Annotated in this window: 24 protein-coding genes and 2 tRNA genes; 6 read left to right on the top strand and 20 right to left on the bottom strand. The window is 49.5% G+C overall.

Going from position 1 to position 19,020, the window contains the following annotated elements; genetic code table 11:
* Positions 1-39: 39 nt before the first annotated feature.
* Positions 40-111, top strand: a tRNA-Ile gene (locus tag WHS43_03520).
* Here WHS43_03520 and WHS43_03515 read toward each other — a convergent pair.
* The 6 genes from WHS43_03515 to sucC form a co-directional block, all read right to left on the bottom strand.
* Complete coding sequence (locus tag WHS43_03515) at positions 112-588, bottom strand: VTT domain-containing protein (protein MEJ5338706.1); 477 nt, start codon at positions 586-588, stop codon at positions 112-114.
* Positions 588-1,343, bottom strand: a complete 756-nt coding sequence (locus tag WHS43_03510) for an MBL fold metallo-hydrolase (protein ID MEJ5338705.1) — start codon at positions 1,341-1,343, stop codon at positions 588-590. Before WHS43_03510 ends, WHS43_03515 begins: the two co-directional genes overlap by 1 nt.
* A gap of 1 nt (position 1,344) precedes the next feature.
* Positions 1,345-1,566 carry a ferredoxin gene (locus WHS43_03505; protein ID MEJ5338704.1) on the bottom strand — a complete coding sequence of 74 codons (222 nt, stop codon included), beginning with the start codon at positions 1,564-1,566 and terminating at the stop codon, positions 1,345-1,347.
* Complete coding sequence (locus WHS43_03500; protein ID MEJ5338703.1) at positions 1,530-1,748, bottom strand: ferredoxin; 219 nt, start codon at positions 1,746-1,748, stop codon at positions 1,530-1,532. Before WHS43_03500 ends, WHS43_03505 begins: the two co-directional genes overlap by 37 nt.
* Positions 1,749-1,819: 71 nt before the next feature.
* Entirely contained in the window at positions 1,820-2,701 is an 882-nt protein-coding gene (gene sucD, locus WHS43_03495) for a succinate--CoA ligase subunit alpha (GenBank protein MEJ5338702.1), read from the bottom strand.
* Between the two features lie 3 nt (positions 2,702-2,704).
* A complete protein-coding gene (sucC, locus tag WHS43_03490) occupies positions 2,705-3,862 on the bottom strand; it encodes an ADP-forming succinate--CoA ligase subunit beta (protein ID MEJ5338701.1) in 1,158 nt (385 codons plus the stop codon).
* 71 nt (positions 3,863-3,933) lie between these two features.
* Here sucC and WHS43_03485 point away from each other — a divergent pair, with 71 nt between their 5' ends.
* From WHS43_03485 to WHS43_03470, 4 genes are read left to right on the top strand one after another with little or no spacing between them, the layout of a single operon-like run.
* Positions 3,934-5,568, top strand: a complete 1,635-nt coding sequence (locus tag WHS43_03485) for a lipopolysaccharide core heptose(II) kinase RfaY (protein ID MEJ5338700.1) — start codon at positions 3,934-3,936, stop codon at positions 5,566-5,568.
* 52 nt (positions 5,569-5,620) lie between these two features.
* Positions 5,621-6,550 (top strand): folate-binding protein, encoded by a 930-nt coding sequence (locus tag WHS43_03480; protein MEJ5338699.1) that lies wholly within the window; start codon positions 5,621-5,623, stop codon positions 6,548-6,550.
* Positions 6,504-6,791 carry a nucleotidyltransferase domain-containing protein gene (locus tag WHS43_03475; GenBank protein MEJ5338698.1) on the top strand — a complete coding sequence of 96 codons (288 nt, stop codon included), beginning with the start codon at positions 6,504-6,506 and terminating at the stop codon, positions 6,789-6,791. Before WHS43_03480 ends, WHS43_03475 begins: the two co-directional genes overlap by 47 nt.
* Positions 6,760-7,014 carry a hypothetical protein gene (locus WHS43_03470; GenBank protein ID MEJ5338697.1) on the top strand — a complete coding sequence of 85 codons (255 nt, stop codon included), beginning with the start codon at positions 6,760-6,762 and terminating at the stop codon, positions 7,012-7,014. Before WHS43_03475 ends, WHS43_03470 begins: the two co-directional genes overlap by 32 nt.
* Before the next feature lie 163 nt (positions 7,015-7,177).
* On the opposite strand, the gene bioA is transcribed toward WHS43_03470, so the two are convergent.
* The 6 genes from bioA to WHS43_03440 all read right to left on the bottom strand — a co-directional run bounded on the left by bioA (position 7,178) and on the right by WHS43_03440 (position 13,545).
* Positions 7,178-8,518 carry an adenosylmethionine--8-amino-7-oxononanoate transaminase gene (gene bioA / locus WHS43_03465; protein ID MEJ5338696.1) on the bottom strand — a complete coding sequence of 447 codons (1,341 nt, stop codon included), beginning with the start codon at positions 8,516-8,518 and terminating at the stop codon, positions 7,178-7,180.
* Entirely contained in the window at positions 8,515-9,186 is a 672-nt protein-coding gene (gene rsmI, locus WHS43_03460) for a 16S rRNA (cytidine(1402)-2'-O)-methyltransferase (GenBank protein ID MEJ5338695.1), read from the bottom strand. The genes bioA and rsmI overlap by 4 nt, the downstream gene beginning before the upstream one ends.
* Position 9,187: 1 nt before the next feature.
* Entirely contained in the window at positions 9,188-9,982 is a 795-nt protein-coding gene (locus WHS43_03455; GenBank protein ID MEJ5338694.1) for a universal stress protein, read from the bottom strand.
* Positions 9,972-12,353: a DNA topoisomerase (ATP-hydrolyzing) subunit B gene (gene gyrB / locus WHS43_03450; protein ID MEJ5338693.1), complete on the bottom strand. Its 2,382-nt coding sequence runs from the start codon at positions 12,351-12,353 to the stop codon at positions 9,972-9,974. Before gyrB ends, WHS43_03455 begins: the two co-directional genes overlap by 11 nt.
* Before the next feature lie 10 nt (positions 12,354-12,363).
* A tRNA-Glu gene (locus WHS43_03445) sits at positions 12,364-12,439 on the bottom strand.
* A gap of 38 nt (positions 12,440-12,477) precedes the next feature.
* Positions 12,478-13,545, bottom strand: a complete 1,068-nt coding sequence (locus WHS43_03440) for a bis-aminopropyl spermidine synthase family protein (GenBank protein MEJ5338692.1) — start codon at positions 13,543-13,545, stop codon at positions 12,478-12,480.
* 60 nt (positions 13,546-13,605) lie between these two features.
* Here WHS43_03440 and WHS43_03435 point away from each other — a divergent pair, with 60 nt between their 5' ends.
* The gene (locus tag WHS43_03435; GenBank protein MEJ5338691.1) at positions 13,606-14,250 is read left to right on the top strand and encodes a hypothetical protein; all 645 of its coding nucleotides are present in this window, start codon (positions 13,606-13,608) and stop codon (positions 14,248-14,250) included.
* Here the strand turns inward: WHS43_03435 and WHS43_03430 are convergent.
* Genes WHS43_03430 through WHS43_03395 form a run of 8 tightly spaced genes read right to left on the bottom strand, consistent with a single transcriptional unit; the run spans position 14,226 to position 18,996 of the window.
* Positions 14,226-14,447 (bottom strand): DUF2283 domain-containing protein, encoded by a 222-nt coding sequence (locus WHS43_03430; protein MEJ5338690.1) that lies wholly within the window; start codon positions 14,445-14,447, stop codon positions 14,226-14,228. The two genes, WHS43_03435 and WHS43_03430, sit on opposite strands and share 25 nt — an antisense overlap.
* 26 nt (positions 14,448-14,473) lie before the next feature.
* Positions 14,474-15,079: an ATP phosphoribosyltransferase gene (hisG, locus tag WHS43_03425; protein ID MEJ5338689.1), complete on the bottom strand. Its 606-nt coding sequence runs from the start codon at positions 15,077-15,079 to the stop codon at positions 14,474-14,476.
* A 15-nt stretch (positions 15,080-15,094) separates the two neighbouring features.
* On the bottom strand, positions 15,095-15,784 hold the full coding sequence (locus tag WHS43_03420; protein MEJ5338688.1) for a biotin--[acetyl-CoA-carboxylase] ligase: 690 nt from the start codon (positions 15,782-15,784) through the stop codon (positions 15,095-15,097).
* Complete coding sequence (locus WHS43_03415) at positions 15,777-17,048, bottom strand: Ni/Fe hydrogenase subunit alpha (protein ID MEJ5338687.1); 1,272 nt, start codon at positions 17,046-17,048, stop codon at positions 15,777-15,779. The genes WHS43_03420 and WHS43_03415 overlap by 8 nt, the downstream gene beginning before the upstream one ends.
* Complete coding sequence (locus WHS43_03410) at positions 17,045-17,788, bottom strand: Ni/Fe hydrogenase subunit delta (GenBank protein MEJ5338686.1); 744 nt, start codon at positions 17,786-17,788, stop codon at positions 17,045-17,047. Before WHS43_03410 ends, WHS43_03415 begins: the two co-directional genes overlap by 4 nt.
* On the bottom strand, positions 17,785-18,585 hold the full coding sequence (locus tag WHS43_03405; GenBank protein ID MEJ5338685.1) for an FAD/NAD(P)-binding protein: 801 nt from the start codon (positions 18,583-18,585) through the stop codon (positions 17,785-17,787). The genes WHS43_03410 and WHS43_03405 overlap by 4 nt, the downstream gene beginning before the upstream one ends.
* Positions 18,579-18,788, bottom strand: coding sequence for a DUF2283 domain-containing protein (locus tag WHS43_03400; protein MEJ5338684.1), 210 nt, complete (start codon positions 18,786-18,788; stop codon positions 18,579-18,581). The genes WHS43_03405 and WHS43_03400 overlap by 7 nt, the downstream gene beginning before the upstream one ends.
* A gap of 13 nt (positions 18,789-18,801) precedes the next feature.
* A complete protein-coding gene (locus WHS43_03395; protein MEJ5338683.1) occupies positions 18,802-18,996 on the bottom strand; it encodes a hypothetical protein in 195 nt (64 codons plus the stop codon).
* Positions 18,997-19,020: the final 24 nt, after the last annotated feature.

Below are 19,020 nucleotides of genomic sequence, written 5' to 3'. Positions count from 1 at the left end.
TGCAAAGCTTGTCAAGAGGTTTTATAATATCTTTTCTGAGGGTGCGTAGCTCAATGGCAGAGCGGGCGGCTCATAACCGCCCGGTTGGGGGTTCGAGTCCTCCCGCACCCATTAATTCAGAATCCTCTCCAGAACATCCCCGAAGAGAACGAAGACTCCAATCCTCAGTGCCCTTGCTATAAGGCTTGCCACTATAAAGCTCCACAGGGGCATGTGGAAAAGCCCCGCAAGCCAGCACACCAGCTTGTAAGGTTCTCCCACAAGAACAGCCCAGAAGCCATATCTGTTGAAGAGGGCTTCTCCCTTCAGATACAGCCTTTTGCCAAAAATCTTTTTTACAAAGGCCTCTCCAAGAAACTTTGCAAGATAGTAGGCAACCAGAGCACCCAGTATATTCCCTGCAAAAGCAACCAGCCCAGCAGTATAGGGGCTTAGCCTGAATATGGGAGCACTTACTATAAAAGGGTAGGGTGGGACCGGCTGTATTATGGACTCTGTAAAGGAGAGCAAAAAGAGGGCTGTATAGCCATGCTCCTGCACAAACTCCTCTGCCCATTTTTTCAGCTGGGGGAAGAGGTGCTCAAGCACTAAAGGCTTACCTCCATGAAGTCTTTTGCTGAAAGGACGGGAATTCCGTATTTATGGGATAATTCCTCAGCGACCCTCTCTGGGTCATGCTGTGTCAGGAACTCATACCCAAAATGGGTAAGTATAACCTTCCTGGGTTTCAGGTTGGCTATGAGCTTTTCTGCATCCTCAACGGTAAGATGGTCTATGGGCTTTGTCTTCCTGTAGAGGGTGGTGTTTATAATCATTAAATCCACATTATGGGGATATGCCTGCAGCATTCTGTCTTCATACAGAGCACAGGATACGTAGAGGACCTTACGGTTAAACAGAAGGGCATAGGTTTCTGCACCGTGATGGGTATGTTTCATAACTGCACTTACATTTACAGTCCCGTAGGAGAGTTCTTCTCCTTCTTTCAGAAAGCCCTCCATTGCAAGCCTTTCTCTTATGAAAGGCAAAACTACTCTGTGCTGTCCCTCAAAGGCCGACCTTGGAGCAAACAGCGCCACGCGCCTTATCTTTCCGCCATCGGTGGCCGATTCTATCACAGAGTTCACGTCAGAGGAGTGGTCAAGATGTATATGAGAGAGAACTACAAGGTCAATATGTCGCGGGTCAATCCCCATTTGATGAAGATAAACAAAGGCTCCTGGTCCGGGGTCCACGTGCACTGTGTTTCCCGAAAGGAAGAGCAAAAAACCTCCAGACCTTCTCAAAAACCTGAATACGCTCGCTCTACCGCCTGCAGTTCCGAGAAAAACAATCCTGTCCAACTCAGTAAAGAATGATAGAGCCGCTGGGACAGTCCTCTGCTACCTGAAGAAGCTCCCCGTAGACGCTCTCAAGGGGCACTTTTATCATAACGAGGGGGATGCCATCCCCCCTATCAACGAAGACCTCTGGTAGTCTGTCGTAGCAGAGCTCGCATGCGGTGCAGGTATCTATGTCAACCTTTATCCTTAAACTTCTTCCGTTATTATGGACCCGCTCGGGCATTCGTCTGTAACCTCTTTAACCTCGTTCTCTAGCTCGGCAGGCACCATCATCCAACCGTCGGGTCCGGGGCTGACAACTTCAGCTATGCCATCGCCTCTATTCTTGTAAACCTCTGGAACTCTATCGTAGCAGAGCTCGCATGAGGTACAGGTGTCTGGGTCAACCATAGTCTTCAAAGCCATATTAACACCTCCTTTGAAAAGATTGAGTTTAAAAAATATATCACAGGTTCAATTTATCAATATAAACTTAATCATAGCCTGCCAAGTGTCTCCGCCACTCTCTTACCTATGAAGGCAGGGTTTTCTATAACATGAACCCCTGCATCTCTGAGAGCTTCCATCTTTGCCTGAGCGGTGCCTTTACCTCCGCTTATTATGGCTCCTGCGTGTCCCATGCGTCTTCCCGGTGGTGCGGTTATGCCAGCTATGTAGGCAAAGACGGGCTTTTTTACATAGCCCTTTATATACTCCGCCGCCTCTTCCTCTGCGGTTCCACCGATCTCCCCTATCATGAGTATGGCTTCCGTTTCCGGGTCTTCGTTGAACATGGCAATAACATCCCTGTGAGAAAGCCCGTGCACAGGGTCCCCGCCTATGCCCACGGCAGTGGATTGTCCAAGCCCATACTGGGTGAGCTGGTAAGAGGCTTCGTAGGTGAGCGTTCCGCTCCTTGAAACTATGCCGATTGTTCCTCTTTTAAATATGTGTCCGGGCATTATGCCCACCTTTGCCTCTCCAGGGGTTATCACCCCGGGGCAGTTGGGTCCTATAAGCTTTGCATCAGGGTAGTTTTTCCTCATATAGTCCTTTACCATCATCATGTCCCTGACGGGTATGCCTTCGGTGATGCAGACTACAAGCCTTATGCCTGCATCAAGGGCCTCCACTATAGCATCCCCTGCAAAAGCTGGAGGGACGAATATAAGAGAGCAGTTGGCACCGGTTTCTCTGACTGCATCCTCTACGGTGTTGAAAACAGGTATACCCTCCACCTGCTGACCTGCCTTGCCGGGCGTAACACCTGCCACCACCTGAGTGCCGTATGCCTTGCACTGGGTGGCATGGAAAGAGCCCTCTTTACCCGTGATGCCCTGAACGACTACCTTTGTGTTTTTGTCTACAAGGATTGACATGGTCTAACCTCCTTTAGATGCCTTCTCCACTGCCTTTTTGGCTCCATCCCACATGTCCTCTGCGTTTATGAAGTTGAGCCCAGATTCTGCAAGGAGTCTTCTTCCCTCCTCAACGTTGGTGCCCTCCATGCGGACAACCACGGGCACCTTTATCTCCACGATTTTTGCTGCCTCTATGAGACCATTTGCCAGCCTGTCGCAACGCAGAATTCCACCAAAGATGTTTATAAAGACTGCCTTTACATTTGGGTCTGCCATGAGTATTCTGAAGGCGTTGGCTATCTGTTCCACGTTTGCTCCTCCACCCACGTCAAGGAAGTTGGCGGGCTCGCCTCCGGCAAGCTTTATTATGTCCATGGTGGTCATGGCAAGTCCTGCACCGTTTACCATACAGCCTATGTTCCCATCCAGCTTTATGTAGTTGAGGTTGTATTTTTTTGCCTCCACCTCAAGGGGGTCAAGCTGGGTGAGGTCTTCAATTTCTTCAAGGTCTCTGTGCCTGAGGAGGGCATTGTCATCCAGCTCCACCTTGGCGTCTAAAAGCACAAGGCTTCCCTCCTTAGTGAGCACAAGAGGGTTTATCTCCACAAGGCTTGCATCCAGCTCCATGTATGCTCTGTATAGAGCCAGAGCTATCTTCACAAACTCGTTTACCGGAAGCCCCAGTCTGAAGGCTATTTTTCTTGCCTGAGAGGGCATAAGACCAAGGGCTGGGTCTATGTGTAGCATGTGTATGGCTTCGGGCTTTTCCTTTGCCACTTCCTCTATTTCCATACCACCTTCCGAAGAAGCCATGAGCACGGGCTTTGAAACCGCCCTGTCAAGGGTAATGGAAAGGTAGTATTCCCTTTCAATGTTGGTCGCCTTCTCTATCCAGACCCTGCTGACGGGCTTGCCATCGGGACACTGAAAGGTTTTGAGAACCTTGCCAAGCATTCCCTCTACCGCCTGCTGAAGCTCATCCATATTCCTGACCAGCTTTACGCCTCCAGCCTTTCCACGCCCACCACAGTGCACTTGTGCCTTTACCACAAGGGGAAACTCACCGAGTTCTTCTGCCGCCTGCAGAGCCTCCTGTGGAGAAAAGGCAACCCTTCCCTCTGGAACGGGTAGTCCGTATCTTTTCAGAAGCTCCTTTGCCTGATGCTCGTGCAGCTTCATGCCTGCCTCCAGAAGATTTTTAGGTTAAAAGATTATAGCAGAGGTCATAGGGTTTTAGGTATGCTTTAAATATGGCACACACCAGAAGGAAACTACACATAGCAAAAGTTCTTGCAAAGCATGGCTTTGGCTTTGTGTTGGCAAAAGCTGGACTTGGTTATTTACTTCCCTTCCACTGGGGTGTCATGGGACACAGAAAGAAGAAGGAGCCCTACAGGGAGGAGGAACATCTTAGGCTTGCTTTTGAGGAGCTTGGAGTAACCTTCATAAAGATAGGTCAGATACTCAGCACTAGGCCAGACATTATGCCAGAAAGCTACATACTTGAGCTTTCAAAACTTCAGGACAGGGTTCCACCCTCGGAACCGGAGCAGATAAGGAGGATAATTGAAGAAGAGCTTGGCAAGCCTGTGGAGGAGGTCTTTGAATACTTTGAGGATGAGCCCCTTGCCTCCGCATCCATAGGGCAGGTGCACAGGGCAAGGCTAAAGGATGGAAAGGAGGTAGTGCTCAAGGTCCAGAAGCCCGGTGTAGAGAAGGAAATAGAAGAGGACCTTGCCATACTTGAAGAGTTTGCAGAAAGAGCTTCAAGAACAGAACTTGGTAGAAGGTGGAACATACAGTCCCTTGTGGAGGAGTTTTCTTACACCATAAGGAATGAACTGGACTACATAAGGGAGGGGAGGAACTGTGAAACCTTTAGAAAGAATTTTCAGGATTACAGGGGTGTCTACATGCCAGAGGTTTATTGGGACTACACTACGAGGAGGGTTCTGTGCCTTGAGTATGTGGAGGGCATAAAGATAAACAGCGTGCCTGAACTAACAAAAGCGGGATACGACCTCAGGGCTCTTGCGAAGAGAGGTGCAAGGATATACATAAAGATGATATTTGAAGATGGCTTCTTCCATGCTGACCCACATCCGGGGAACTTTCTTGTCATGAAAGATGGAAGAATAGCCCTTCTGGACTACGGCATGGTGGGCACTGTGAGCAACATGGACAGGCTAAACCTCTTTCAGCTCATGTATGGCATACTCAGGAATGACCTTGACCTTGTGATGGATGCCCTCTACGATCTTGGAGTTTCTGCGAGAACAAGGAGCGAGAAATTCCTCAGCAGGGAGCTTGAAATACTCTTTTCTTACTACTTTATGCAACCCGTGAGGGAGGTCAAACTCTCCAAGGTAGTGAACGACACTCTGAGGCTTTCCTACAAATACAGGATGAAACTGCCCTCAGACCTATTCCTTCTTCTTAAAACCCTCGCTCTTGCGGAGGGGACTGCCATACAGCTTGACCCGGACTTCAGGCTTGTTAAGGAGATAGAGCCTCTTGTGAAAAAGGGGTTCAGGCGCATGATATTTCCCATGCTCACAAAAAGTGAGTTTGTGAAGAACACTCTAATGCTCACGAAGCTGGGGCTTGAGGCGGTGCCAAAGACAAAGAAGTTCTTAAGAGAGCTGGAGAGAGGAGAGCTGAGGGTATCCGTTGATTATACTGGAGAGGAAAAGCTTATTGAAGACCTTAGAAAAGATATAAACAGACTCGCCATGAGCGTTATAACCCTCGGCTTTATGATAGCCACAGCCATAATCCTTCTTTTTGTAGTTCCACATCTTTTGAAGGAGTTTGTAGTCTACCTGATGGCCGGACTGACCATCCTGATGGTGCTTTATGGTTTCGTGAAGCTGAGAAAGACGTAGGCTTGACCCCTGTCATTGAAAGGGAGTTCTGCTTTTCAGATAATTTTCACCTATGCAATGGCTCAGGTTAAGGAGAGGAAAGATAAAGGTCTACGGAAAAACCGGTAAATTACTTCCAAAGGGCATGGCAGAAGAGCATACCGCCTTCCTGCACAACCTGCTCACCAACGACATAAAGGGTATGAAAGAAAACACCCTCACTTACAACCTCTGGCTCAGACAGAACGGCTTTCCTATAGGGGAATTTTTTGTCTACAGGCTGGGGGACAGCTACCTGCTTGATACCCCCCTTGACCCTGATAGGGTGGTGGAGGAGTTCAACCGTCTTAAGCTCTCCATGAGGGTTTACTTTGAGGTGCTCAGCATGGAGCATGTTTTTGTCTTTGGTGAAGGTGTAGATGAGTTTCTCCTTTCTCGCTTCGGTTTTGCACAGCAGGAGGGTGAGGTAAGGGAGGCGAAGGGTGTTCTTGTAGCCTGCAACCCCATAAGGCTCAGAGAGAAGGGCTACGACCTTGTGGGAGACCTCTCGGGTCTGGAGCTTCCCGGAAAAGAGCTCTCTGAGGAGGAGTTTGAAGACCTCAGGGTTGAAAGGCTCGTGCCAGCGCTTGGCAAAGAGTTAAAGGATGGCTTTTCCCCTCTTGAGGCGTGCCTTCTAAAATATGCCATAAGCCTTACAAAGGGCTGTTATGTGGGTCAGGAAGCCATAGCAAGGGTCCACTACAGGGGAAGGCTTCCGAGGGTGCTGGCACTCTTTGAAGGTGAGGGGCTTTCAGAGGGTGAGAAGATAAGGCATGAAGACAAAGACATAGGCGTTATAACTTCTGTGAGCCCTCTCAGACCTCTTGCCCTTGGTTATGTGCTCAGAGCAAAGACACAGACCCAGAAAGTCTTTGAGACGGACAGGGGAAACAGGGTAGAATTGTTGAGGCTGTGCGATGAGGCTGTCGGAGGAGGAGAGAAGGGCTCTAAAGAAAGCACTTGAAGGCTTTGAGGGTGAGGTTTATCTCTTTGGCTCAAGGCTGAGGGACGACCTCAGGGGTGGGGACATAGACATATTGCTGATTCCTTCAAAGCCGGAAAACCCCGTAGAGCTCGCCCTCAGAGTTCAGACAAAGTTTTTCATGGAATGCGAGCAGGACATAGACGTGCTCGTCTACAGAGATAAGCCCTTTTTCAGAGAGATGCTGAAGAATGCAAAAAGGATTCGTCCAGAAGAGCTTTGAAGATGTGCTGAAAAGCAAAAGACTTCTGGAGGCTTCCATAAAGGGCTACACACCCTACGACCCAAAGAGGGAATATGAGCCGGAGGAGCTTGAAAGGTATGATGCTATGAGCTTCAGGTTTGAAAAGTTTGTGGAAACCGTACTGAGCTTTTTTACCACCCTTGAGCTGTATCTTTTTGGCAAAAAGTCAGACACTCTGAGAAACAGACTTCTCAGGCTTTAGAGGGCGGGTTTTGTTAAAGATGCGGAGCTCTGGCTCAGTGCGAGGCTTCTGAGAAACAAGATAGCTCACACATACCTCCCGGAAGAGCTTGGCGAACTTTTAGAAGTGGTGGTGGACTTCTCAAAAAAGCTCTTTGTGGAGACAGAAACACTGAAGGACAGGTTCAAAGCTGAGCTATAGCCCACTTGAGAGTGTCCAGCACATAGTCCATATCCTCAAGGCTTATCACCAGTGGCATCATGAGCACCATCACATCGCCCAGGGGTCTGAGAAAGACGCCCCTTTCTCTGCATCTGTAAGCAACCTTAAAGCCGGTTCTTTCTCCGTAGGGGAACTTCTCGCCGGTGCTTCTGTCCTTTACCAGCTCTATGCCTGCCATAAAGCCCAGCTGTCGCACATCTCCCACGTGGGGAAGCTCCCAGAACTCCTGGAGCCTCTTTGAGAGATGCTCTATCTTGGGCTGGAGTTTTTCCAGAGTTTTCTCCTTCTCAAAGACCTCAAGGTTTGCCAGAGCCACCGCACAGGCGAGGTTGTTGCCCGTGTAGGTGTGTCCATGATAGAAGTGCTTTAGCTCTCCAAACTCTCCCAGAAAGGCGTTGAAGACCTCCTCTGTGGTGAGCGTTGCCGCAAGGGGAAGATATCCTCCAGTGATGCCCTTTCCGAGGCACATAAAGTCAGGGCTAACCCCTTCCTGCTCACAGTAAAACATACTTCCCGTCCTTCCAAAGCCCGTTGCCACCTCGTCCACTATAAGGAGTGTGTTGTACTTTCTCGTTAGCTCTCTCACACCCCTTAAAAAGCCCCTTGGAAAGGGAAGCATGCCCGCTGCACCCTGAATGCCCGCCTCAAGGCTAACTGCCACAATGTCATCCCTGCTCTTGAGAGTCTCCTCCAGCATGCTCAAAAGCTCATCCCTGCACTCTTCACAGAGCCCGCCATATCTCTCTCTGCAGAATAGGTAGGGTGAAGGTAGCTTTATGGTTTCAAAGAGCAGGTCTCTGTAGGTGCCATGAAAAAGGTCAATGCCTCCAACGCTTACCGCTCCAAGGGTGTCCCCATGGTAGGCTTCCGAAAGGGTAATAAAGACCCTTCTCCTTTCTCCTATGTTTCTCCAGTACTGATAAGCCAGCTTGAGGGCAATCTCCACTGCCTCCGCACCGTCCTCCGAATAAAAGACCTTTGTAAGACCCTCTGGAGCAATCTCCATGAGCCTTTTTGCCAACAATATGGCAGGCACGTTGGAGCTTCCGAGGGTGGTGGTGTGAGCCACCTTCTGAAGCTGTTCAATGAGGGCTCTGTTTAGCTCTGGGTGGTTGTGTCCGTGCACGTTGCACCACAGCGAAGATATGGCATCAATAAATCTCCTCCCCTTTATGTCATACAGATAAACGCCCTCTCCCCTTTCAAATATGAGGTTTTCCTCCTCCCGGTAGACCTTCATCTGGGTGAAAGGATGCCAGAAGTATTCCTTATCCCAGCGGTCAAGGAGCTGTGGGTCTGTCATGAAATCCTCCACGACACAACCACCTCACCCTTTATATCTCCCCTGCCTTCCAGCTCTTTGAGCACCTCAGAAAGTTTACCTCTGATGTATTCTTCGTGAAGCTTTGTGAGCTCTCTGGCAACGCAAACGGGAAGCTCCCCACCGTAGACTTTCTCCATCGCCTGCAAGCTTTTCAGGAGTCTGTTGGGTGACTCAAAGGCTATGAGGGTAGTGTCTGTATAAGCTTTTAGCTCTTCATAGAACTTCTCAAGCCCCTTTCGTGGCAAAAAGCCCACAAAGGCAAACCTGTCGGTGGGCAGGCCCGAGCCCACAAGGGCTGTAAGCACTGCACTTGGTCCGGGGACGACCTCCACTGGAATGCCCTTTTCTATGCAGGCTCTAATTAGCCTGTAACCCGGGTCTGAAATGGATGGCATGCCCGCATCGCTCACCAGCGCCACGTCTTCCTTTTCAAGGAGCTTGAGCACCTTTGGCACCTGCACGCTTTCCTTGGGCTCGTAGTAGGATATGAGTTTTTTTTCCTTTATGTTGTAGTGGTTTAGCAGTATGAGGGTTCTCCTTGTGTCTTCACAGGCTATAAAGTTCACGCTCTGGAGGACCTCAAGAGCCCTCAGGGTTATGTCTTTGAGGTTTCCGATGGGCGTAGCCACCACATAGAGCTTCCCCATATCACTTCACCAGAAGAAGGGGTATGTTTATGTGATGCATCACAAAGCTGGTGACGCTTCCAAGGAAAAGCTCCCTAACCCTACCCTTTGAGTAAGCACCCATAAGAAGAAGGTCAACACCTGTCTCCTGACAGTGGCTTAATATTCTTTCTTCCGGTATCCCGGGCACAACCTGAAGCTCAACTCCCTCGGGCTTTTCAGGTGGCTCTTCTCCTACGTAGAGGGCATGAAGCCGGGCACCGTATATCCCTGAAAGCTCTCTTGCCAGTTTCAGGACCTTCTTTGATACCTCTCCTCCGTCGTAGGCAACACATATATTGCTTACTGGGGCCTTTTCTTCAGGCACAAGCATAACGGGAGCTCTGCTCCTTCTTGATACCACCTCTGCAGTGGAGCTCAGAAGAAAGCCCCTCACCGGTCTTTTCCCGCTTCTCCCGATTATGAGAAGGTCCTCCGGGTCTACCTGATTAACAAGCTCCTCATAGGGAATTCCCACCGTCTGGAAAGAGGAAACCCTTATTCCTCTCTGCCTTCCTTCAGTGAGAAACTCCTCAATCAGGGCATTTGCCTGCTCCTCAAAGAAATCTCTCACCTTCTGGGATATGCCCAGATAATAGGTAAAGCCCAGCACGCCAGCAAGGTCTTCCAGAAAGCTCTCCTCCAGAAGCCTGCTGTCTATTATGTGAACGCCCACCACAGGAATGGATAGCTTCTCCCCCAGCTCAAAGGCGTAATCCTTGGCAGTCCAGCCAGCACTTGAGCCATCTATGCCCACTACTATTCTCTTAAACGTCAAGGTTCCTTACCTCTCTTGCATAGGCCTCTATAAACTCCCTTCTGGGCTCCACTTCTTCTCCCATCAGTATGGAGAATATCCTGTCTGCCTCTGCAGCGTCTTCTATGGTAACCTTCAGAAGCCTCCTTGTGGCCGGGTTCATGGTGGTTTCCCAGAGCTGTTCTGGGTTCATCTCCCCAAGACCTTTATATCTCTGTATTTCAAAGGACTCTTTGACGAGCTCAAAAACCTTTGAATAAAAGTCCTGAGGAGCTTCAATCTCCACCGTCTTCCTTTCGTAAGAAACCTTCACGGGAAACCTCACCTTAGAGCCCTCAAGGAGGGACCTGTAAGAGAGAGAAGAAAGGAAGTCCGCATCCACCATTACCCTTCTGCCCGTAAGCCTGTCTCTGAAGACTATTTCATAGGCATCCTCAAGCCTGTCATAGCGCACATCTATGACCATGTCTGGGAGCTCTTTCTCCAGCTCTTTCACCTTCTGGCTGAGGGTTGAAGCATCTCTGAGGCTTTCCTCCGTAAGCCCTGCGGTCAGAAGGGCTCTGAGAATGTCCTCACCCTTGAGCCTTGCTATTGCCCTGTAGCTTTCTTCAATATCTCTGATTTCTCTAAGGACCTGGAGGAGTGCCTCACCCCTGAGCTCTGTTCCATTGCTGTCTGTGAGCAATGCTTCTTCTTCAAGGGCTTTGAGCAGAAAGCCCTCAAGCTCCCTATCATCTTTGAGATACTGAACCTTCTTGCCCTTTTTGACCCTGTAAAGGGGCGGCTGAGCTATGTAAAGGTGCCCCTCTTCTATCAGCTTTGGCATGTATCTGTAAAAGAAGGTAAGAAGGAGCGTCCTTATGTGCGAGCCGTCCACGTCAGCATCCGTCATCAATATTATTCTGTGATACCTTAGCTTTGAAGTGTCAAGGTCTTCACCTATGCCACAGCCAAGGGAGCTCACTATGGTTCTGACCTCTTCGTTGGAGAAAACCTTGTCAAGCCTTGCCTTCTCCACATTAAGGATTTTGCCCCTTAGGGGCAGGATTGCCTGAGTTCTCCTGTCTCTGCCCTGTTTGGCAGAGCCACCTGCCGATTCGCCCTCCACTATGAATATCTCACACTTGCTGGGGTCCTTTTCAGAGCAGTCCGCCAGCTTTCCGGGAAGAGAGGAATCCTCAAGGGGAGACTTTCTCCGCACCAGCTCCTTTGCCTTCTTGGCAGCTTCTCTTGCAAGGGCAGCCTCCACAGCCTTTTCCACTATAAGTCTGAAAAGGTCTCTGTTGGTGTCAAAGTATTCAGAGAGGTATTCGTAGGTTATGGACTCCACTATGTTTTTTACATTCTGGTTTCCCAGCTTGGTTTTTGTCTGACCCTCAAACTGCGGCTCTGGCACCCTGCAGGATATGACTGCCACAAGACCTTCCCTGAGGTCTTCGCCTGTTATGGTTTCCTTTAGCTCTTTTTGCAGCTTTATGCTGGGAAGGACCTTCATAACCGCCTTTGTAAGCCCAGACCTGAAGCCTGTAAGGTGTGTCCCACCCTCAAGGGTCTTTATGTTGTTTACAAAGGTCTCCACAGACTCCCTGTAGTCTTTTGTATAACTGAAGGCTATATCCGCATAAACTCCGTCTCTTTCTCCTCTGATTCTTATAATCTCCTCAAAGAGGGGCTCTTTGCCAGCAGAGAGAAACCTCACAAGGTCCTCTATGCCCTTCTCAAACCTGAAGGTTATGTCCTTGCCACTTCTTTCGTCTATCAGTCTGAAGGTGCAATCGGGATTGAGGTATGCCAGCTCCCTTATGCGTCTTTCCACTATGTCAAACTTTATTTTTGTAGTTTCAAAAATCTCCGGGTCAGGCTTGAAAACCACCTTTGTCCCGCGCCTTGTGGTGCTACCCACCACCTTCACAGGGTAAAGTGGCTCTCCTCTCCTGTATTCCTGCTTGTAAATTTTGCCCTCCCTGTAAACCTCCACCATAAGCCACTCGGAGAGGGCATTTACCACAGATGCACCCACGCCATGAAGACCGCCAGAGTATCTGTATACCTTCTTGTCAAACTTCCCCCCTGCCCCCAGCATGGTAAAGACCATCTGAACGGCAGGAATACCCGTCTCTGGATGAATGTCTACAGGTATTCCCCTTCCATCATCCTCCACAGCCACAGAGCCATCTACATGAATTATCACTGTTATATGGCTGGCATAGCCAGCCATGTGTTCGTCCACGGCGTTGTCAAGGATTTCCCATATTAGATGATGAAAGCCCCTTTCCCCTATGTCTCCTATATACATGGAGGGCCTGAGGCGAACGTGTTGAAGACCGGTGACTGCCTTTATATCTGTTGCTTGATAGTCTATCTGGGTGTTTTCTTCTCTCTTCTCGCTCATGTTTGTAAAGCACCCCCAGCGGGATTCGAACCCGCGATCTCCGCCTTGAAAGGGCGGTGTCCTGGACCGGGCTAGACGATGGGGGCTAAATCTTTATAAAGTATAGCATACATAAAGTTCTGTGTCAAGTGGTGGAGCCTTCCTCATCAAGGTAGAAAACATCCTCTGAAATTGGCTCATTCCACCTCTTAAAGCCGGGCAGAGCCTCTATTCTATACCACGCAGACCTGTACCATACGCCCTGGGGTTGTCTTTTAACTGGGGCAACCTCTGCCGCCTTTGTTTCAGGATGATAATCCCATGTTATGTAGGCATTAAAGTCCTGGACTATGTCCGTTATAGCTACACCGAACTCTGTGGTCAGCGCCACCTGAAAGTCCCTCCAGCGGAAGACAGAGGAGTCTCTGAGGGTGAGACCAAAGTATCCGACGCCGCCATCCTCCTTGAGGGTTGCTATCCCCCTGCCTATAAAGGCCCTGAAAGCCGGCAGTGTCTCAGGTGGGTCTGAGACAAACACATCGTAATGTCCGAGTATCTCCTCAGGAAAGGGATTCCTGAGGTCCCAGACCCTTGCCTCTGCGTTGTTTATGTTTAGCTCCCTGAAGATTCTATTGTCAAAGTCTATGAGCCTTTTGTCTATATCTATAACCAGCACGCTGCGTGCCTTCCTTGAAAGGGCAACTGCAAGACCCGTCAGATCGTCCTCTGCACCGAGGACTAGAATGTCTTTGTTCCTGAGGTCGCCCCTTGAATCCATAAAGAGGACCCTGGCAACGGTAGTCTCAGGGGTGACAGAGCCCTGGTCGTAATCCCTTATGGCCTTTGGCCTGTCCTTTGTGACCTGAAGAAACTCTCTGTAGAAGTCTATGTCTGCATAGAAGGGTATGCCCCTGCCTTCGCACGCCTGACATACGTAATCCACGTAGGGCTCTATGCCCAGTTCCCTCACAAGGTCAAAACCTTTCTGGGTAAGCCTTATGTTCTCTTCATCATCTATAAAAGCTATGCCCCTCTCAACCAGAGTTTTCACTATACCAGAGGCAGCAGGGACTGGAAGGTCTGACATGTCCACCACTTCCCAGAAGTCTCCGCTTCTGAGCAGAGCAGAAAGCACACGCTCTATGTTCTTCTTGTAAACCCTGACGCCGCCTATCTCCCTCGCTCTGCCTGCAAGTTCAACGAGGATGCTCAATATACCACCTCCAGTAAAAGAGTCAAAGCTGTATAATTATAGCACAGTCAGGAGGGCAAAATGAAAATACAGAAGCTTTTTAGAGAAGTTCAGCAGGACCTGAAGGGGCTTGAACCCTTTTCAGACTGGCAGGAGCTATCCCCCACCTTTGAGAAATACCCCCTAGGAGATTGCACCCTTGTGGTGGCCACTATAGAAGATGGAGACTTTGAAAGGCTCACCGGTATATTCCAGAGCAGAGAAGAAGCTATGGGAGCCTTTCTCAGCGTGGCCATGGAGCACGGGTGGGAAGAGGTGCCACAGACTTACTGCATATATCATGCTCAGGAGGCAAACGGCAAGCTTATGGCTGGGTTAAAATTCGGGCAAGAGGTAAATATCTACGAGCAGACAACGGTGGAGCAGATGGTTCAGCTCATGGCAAGGGTTCACAGGGTAGTTGTTTACTCCTCTGATGTGGTCACCTTCATAAAGGACATATACCCCGAAATAGACCAGAAGGTGTATGTGATAGCAAGGGAGATAGCCAGAAAACTGGGCAAAGCACCAGAGCTTGAGGAGCTTGCCAAAATCTACGGTATGCCCGCGGAAAGCCTTGAGGACAAGCTAAAGCTCATAGAAAAACTGCTCCAGAACCCGGTAAGAACTCCCTACGGAGAGTTGGAGCTACCGCCCTTCAGCTATCCGCTTGCAGAATGTGAGTAGATGGTGGTGGTTATGGTGCTTAGGTCTGCCTTCCTTTCCTTCAGCCATAGGATTTCTATGCCGACGGGATTGCCCTCGTGGTCGTAGTCTACTAATATACCCTCAGCTATTTCTTCAGTGCGTGCCACACGAACAGTTTCCACCTCCCTCAGGTAAACATACACCGCATCAGCCACTGGGTCGTAGGTTATCCTCATCTGAATTTATTCTATTCCATGTGCATTTACAAGAGCTTTTCTAAGATTTCCATCACCTCCTCCCGCATGTTTCTGTAGCTTGCCCTGTTGCAAACAAGCATGGCAGTGGATGTGGTTATCTCTTCCACAACCACTAGGTTGTTTTCCTTCAGAGTCCTTCCCGTCTGCACAAGGTCCACTATAAAGTCGGAAAGTCCCATGATGGGAGCCAGTTCTACAGAGCCACTCAGTGGAATTACCTTACATCTCACGCCCTTTTCTGAGAAAAACTCCTGAGTGATGCGTGGATACTTGGTAGCTACCTTGAGGTAAGAGCTTTTCAGGTATCTTTCTCTGCCTTCCTCCTTTCCTGCCACCACAATCTTGCAGAAGCCTATGCCAAGGTCAAGGAGCACATACAGGTCTGGCTTTTTCTCAAGGAGCACATCTCTGCCCACCACGCCAAGGTCAGCCACCCCGTTTTCCACGTAGACGGGCACATCTGATGGCTTTACAAGAAGAAACTCGTATCCTCCCACCCTTACGCTGAGCCTTCTTCCCTCCTCAAAGCCCCTGTCTATTATTCCTCTCTTCAGGAAGAGCTCCAGGCTTTCCTCAAAGAGCCTGCCTTTTGGTAGGGCTATTCTCAGCATGGCTTTAGTATAGCATCAAAAGGCTCTCAGGGTAATTTCACCCACGCTGAAAGACTTCAGACCATCCTGTGTCTGGAGCAGAAGGCTTCCATCTTCCCCAATCCCCTGCAGTATGCCTACAAGAGGCTCTGGCGTGTAGAGAATCACCTCGCTCTCTTTAAAAAGCAGCCTCTCCTCTATCTCTTTCCTGAAGGCTCCAAAACCCTCTTGCTGAAGCCTCTTCAGGTCCCCCTCTAAATAAGTGAGAAGTTCTAGGAGAAAATCCACTCTTTGGTAGGTCTTCCCGGAAAGCATCCTGAGGGATGCCCCATCAATCCACTCTGGAAAGCTCTCCTGATTGAGATTTATTCCCACACCCAGCAATATCCTTTCTCTGAGCCTCTCTGTCAGCACGCCACAGACCTTTTTGCCACCCACATAAACATCGTTGACCCACTTTATGGCAGGCATAAAGCCAAGCTTTTTCAGATAGTGGGCAACGGAGTGGGCAACCACGAGGGGAAGGGTCATCTCATCCCTTATTCCCACCGGAAGTGAAAGGCTAAAGTATAGACCACCCTCTGGGGAGTGCCAGCTTCTGCCCAGTCTTCCCCGACCGGAGGTCTGCCTGTTTGCTACCACCACCGTGCCCTCGGGAAAATTCTTTTCCTTTAAAAAGTCCTGCGTAGAGGGGAGCTCTTCAAGCCAGATAAGGCTTTTAAGCATACTTCAGGTTTACCCTCAGAAAATGGGTGGCACAGGATATGCATGGGTCAAAGCTTCTTATTATGGGCTCTGCCTGGTCTCTGAGGAGCTCTTCTGTGGGGCTATCCTGTCTTCTTATGAACTCCCAGAGCACAAGCTCCATGACTCTCTGGTTCTGGGATGTGGGTGGCACTATGTCCGCACTGAGAATCCTGCCCTCCTCGTCAAAGGCGTAATGGTGCCAGAGAATGCCCCTCGGAGCCTCAGAAACTCCGTAGCCTTCAGAGCTTTTTGGCACTACTTTAACCCTCGTTACTTCGGGTCTTCTGTATTCCCTTACCATATGGACAGCTCTTTCCAGAGAGTGCACCAACTCTATCATTCTCACAAGGAGGCTCCTGTAGGGATTCCTTACTGGGGGCTCAAGTCCCACTTTTGTAGCCATCTCCCTTGCAAGGGTTGAAAGCCTTTCAAAGGCGTTGTTGAAGCGTGAAAGAGGACCCACCACATACACCTTTCCATCCTTCGTCATGGCATGCTTGGCGGTGGAGTAGGGAACTTCAAACTCCACAAAGAAGTCCTTAAAATCCCTGGGGCTTATCCTCTCTCCCTCAAGGTGTATGTTTCCCTTGAGGATGGGATAGTCCTCCTCAAGGAGTGAGACAAAGAGCACATTTGAGAGCTCAAGCTCTGGAAAGTGTAGCTCTGCAAGCCTTTCTGTAGCCCACATAGCCTTATCAAGGGCTTTTTCCAGGACTTCCTTCAGGGATGTCAGGCTCTCTGGAAGATGGCTGAAGCCTCCCGGCACTACGGAAACGGGATGGGAGGTCCTGCCACCAAGGGTCTGGATTATAAGACTACCCGCCCGCTTTATTTCCATACCTGCAAGCACAAGCTCTCTGTCTACCTTTGAAAGTTCAAGGACAGAAGGGACTCTGAAAAAGTCAGGAAGATGAAGGAAAAAGACATGAAGGGCATGGCTCTGAATCCACTCGCCAAAATACATGAGCCTTCTCACCTTTTCCACATCCTCAGGAATTTTCACACCAAAGGCATCTTCCACTGCCTGGACACCGCTCATCTGATAGGCAACGGGGCATATACCACATATACGTGCAGTAATGTCAGGTATCACATAATAGGGCTTGCCCCTGAGGATACCCTCTATGAACCTAGGAGGCTCGTAGATGGAAAGCCTCAGGCTCTCTGGCCTCCCATTTCTCAGGAATACCTCAAGGCTTCCTTCTCCTTCCACTCTGGTGAGTGCATCAATCCGGACCTTCATAGCCATTCCCTTATGCTCTTATTGTAGCCGTTGAAGGAGACCTGTAGAAGCTCTCTTAGGGTTTCTTCAGAAAGCCCCAGCCTGCGGTAGCCCTCCAGAAGAGCCTGAAGGTCAGGCTTTTCCACAGGACCATAACAGCCGTAACATCCCCTTTTGTAGCTGGGGCAGAGGGCCCCGCATCCAGCTACCGTAACAGGTCCAAGGCAAAGGAGCCCGTAAGCAACCACCACGCAGGGGTTTCCCCTTCTCTTGCACTCAAGACAGAGGGGATAAGAAGGAAGCTGTGGAGTCCTGCCATGCAGGAGGGCAACTACGACTTCTCTTAGAGATTCTCTGTTTATTGGACACCCTCTAATCTCAAGGTCCACCCTTACAAAGTCAGAAATGGGTTTTGAATGCGGATTGACATCGTATCTCTGAGAATAGACAGAAGAGTATAGCTCTGGAAAGTCCTGAAAGTTTCTTGCAGACTGAATGCCTCCCGAGACTGCACAGGCTCCTATGGCAACAAGGAATTTTGAATTTTCCCTTATCCTCCTTATCCTCTCTTCCTCCTCGGGCGTGGAAACAGAACCCTCAACGAAGACAAGGTCAAACTTTCCCCACCTGTTTGAGGAGCTCGCCTCAAGGAAATAGTCTATGCTCAGCACCTCTGAGAGTGTCAATAGCTCCTCCTCCAGCTCAAAGAAGGCAAGCTGACAGCCATCGCAAGAGGAAAACTTGAAAACTCCTACCCTCATACCTCTTTCCTCTCAAAGTATTCCCTTATAAGGTCATACCTGAATATGGGACCGTCCTTGCAGACAAAATAAGGACCTATCATGCAATGCCCACATGTTCCCACGGAGCACTTCATGTGCCTCTCAAGGGAGGCGTATATGTTGCTGAGGGGAACGCCCTTTTCCTGAAGCACCCCCACGCAGGCTTTTACCATGGGGTCGGGTCCGCAGACAAAAACCACAGTATCCCTGTCAAGCTCTACCTCCCTGATAAGCTCTGTTATGAGCCCAACTCTTCCTTTCCATCTGGGGTCTGGTCTGTCAAGGGTTATGTGAAACTCTGCCCCCGAGCTCCACTCCTCGTAGAGGTATCTGTATAAAAGACTGTCATAATCCTTTGAACCATAAAGGTGCACGAGCCTTTTCACCGGCGCCTTCATGGCCTCCTCAAAGACCCATCTTGTGGCAGCAAGCCCGAGACCCCCAGAAAGTATCAGGAGGGTCTTACCATAAGCCTCTTCAAGGTTCCACCTGTTTCCATATGGACCTCTCCAGTAGAGAAGGTCGCCTTCTTTTAGCTGGTCTATATGTCTTGTCACATCACCCACCGCTCTAACCGTGTGCACCACATAGTTGTCGACCTTGCTTGCTATGGTGATGGGTGCCTCCCCCATACCAAAGGCGTAGAGCATGTTGTATTGTCCAGGAAGCGCCCTCTCCCGTGCCTCTACATAAAAGGTGTAGACTCCCTCGCATTCTTTTATGACCCTGAGAACCTCTCCTGCCTTAAGGGTGTATGTGTTTATAATCATCAACATTCTCTTACTTCAAGGGGTATGTTCAGTTCCTCACCTTTTTTCTGTCTCTCTGACCATCCCCATATTTCTATTCCCACAACCTGGTTGTGCTCATCGTAGTCCAGGACAATCCCCATCTCTTCAATATGTTCGCTGTCAATTGCAGGTCTGTCCCTTAACTTTATGTAAAGCACGTCAACATCACGATGGTAGGCTATTCGCATAACCCCTTTCTCCTTAAACTTCTATCAAAAAAAATACGGTAACCACTATTAATATATCGTCAGAGCTTTCTGTGACAATCTTTAAACACCTTCCAGCAACTTTCTTTATTCTCCACTGTCTATTTACATACTTGGGGTCCTGAATTATGTAATCGGGTTCAATGGCGTATTCCACAATTTTCTCTAAGGTGACCCCTTTACTTATCATGAAGCTGCCTCTTTCTCTCCACGC

The sequence above is a fragment of the Aquificaceae bacterium genome, assembly GCA_037481935.1.
Classification (GTDB): domain Bacteria; phylum Aquificota; class Aquificia; order Aquificales; family Aquificaceae; genus Pampinifervens.
Note: the sequence above shows the minus strand (reverse complement) of the source record. Positions and strands in the feature narration are given on the sequence as shown.

Coding starts and splice junctions, on each gene's coding strand:
- WHS43_03505 (MEJ5338704.1), bottom strand. CDS start 1,566: ATGCCCGAGCGGGTCCATAATAACGGAAGAAGTTTAAGGATAAAGGTT.
- WHS43_03500 (MEJ5338703.1), bottom strand. CDS start 1,748: ATGGCTTTGAAGACTATGGTTGACCCAGACACCTGTACCTCATGCGAG.
- sucD (MEJ5338702.1), bottom strand. CDS start 2,701: ATGTCAATCCTTGTAGACAAAAACACAAAGGTAGTCGTTCAGGGCATC.
- sucC (MEJ5338701.1), bottom strand. CDS start 3,862: ATGAAGCTGCACGAGCATCAGGCAAAGGAGCTTCTGAAAAGATACGGA.
- WHS43_03485 (MEJ5338700.1), top strand. CDS start 3,934: ATGGCACACACCAGAAGGAAACTACACATAGCAAAAGTTCTTGCAAAG.
- WHS43_03480 (MEJ5338699.1), top strand. CDS start 5,621: ATGCAATGGCTCAGGTTAAGGAGAGGAAAGATAAAGGTCTACGGAAAA.
- WHS43_03475 (MEJ5338698.1), top strand. CDS start 6,504: ATGAGGCTGTCGGAGGAGGAGAGAAGGGCTCTAAAGAAAGCACTTGAA.
- WHS43_03470 (MEJ5338697.1), top strand. CDS start 6,760: ATGCAAAAAGGATTCGTCCAGAAGAGCTTTGAAGATGTGCTGAAAAGC.
- bioA (MEJ5338696.1), bottom strand. CDS start 8,518: ATGACAGACCCACAGCTCCTTGACCGCTGGGATAAGGAATACTTCTGG.
- rsmI (MEJ5338695.1), bottom strand. CDS start 9,186: ATGGGGAAGCTCTATGTGGTGGCTACGCCCATCGGAAACCTCAAAGAC.
- gyrB (MEJ5338693.1), bottom strand. CDS start 12,353: ATGAGCGAGAAGAGAGAAGAAAACACCCAGATAGACTATCAAGCAACA.
- WHS43_03435 (MEJ5338691.1), top strand. CDS start 13,606: ATGAAAATACAGAAGCTTTTTAGAGAAGTTCAGCAGGACCTGAAGGGG.
- WHS43_03430 (MEJ5338690.1), bottom strand. CDS start 14,447: ATGAGGATAACCTACGACCCAGTGGCTGATGCGGTGTATGTTTACCTG.
- hisG (MEJ5338689.1), bottom strand. CDS start 15,079: ATGCTGAGAATAGCCCTACCAAAAGGCAGGCTCTTTGAGGAAAGCCTG.
- WHS43_03420 (MEJ5338688.1), bottom strand. CDS start 15,784: ATGCTTAAAAGCCTTATCTGGCTTGAAGAGCTCCCCTCTACGCAGGAC.
- WHS43_03415 (MEJ5338687.1), bottom strand. CDS start 17,048: ATGAAGGTCCGGATTGATGCACTCACCAGAGTGGAAGGAGAAGGAAGC.
- WHS43_03410 (MEJ5338686.1), bottom strand. CDS start 17,788: ATGAGGGTAGGAGTTTTCAAGTTTTCCTCTTGCGATGGCTGTCAGCTT.
- WHS43_03405 (MEJ5338685.1), bottom strand. CDS start 18,585: ATGTTGATGATTATAAACACATACACCCTTAAGGCAGGAGAGGTTCTC.
- WHS43_03400 (MEJ5338684.1), bottom strand. CDS start 18,788: ATGCGAATAGCCTACCATCGTGATGTTGACGTGCTTTACATAAAGTTA.
- WHS43_03395 (MEJ5338683.1), bottom strand. CDS start 18,996: ATGATAAGTAAAGGGGTCACCTTAGAGAAAATTGTGGAATACGCCATT.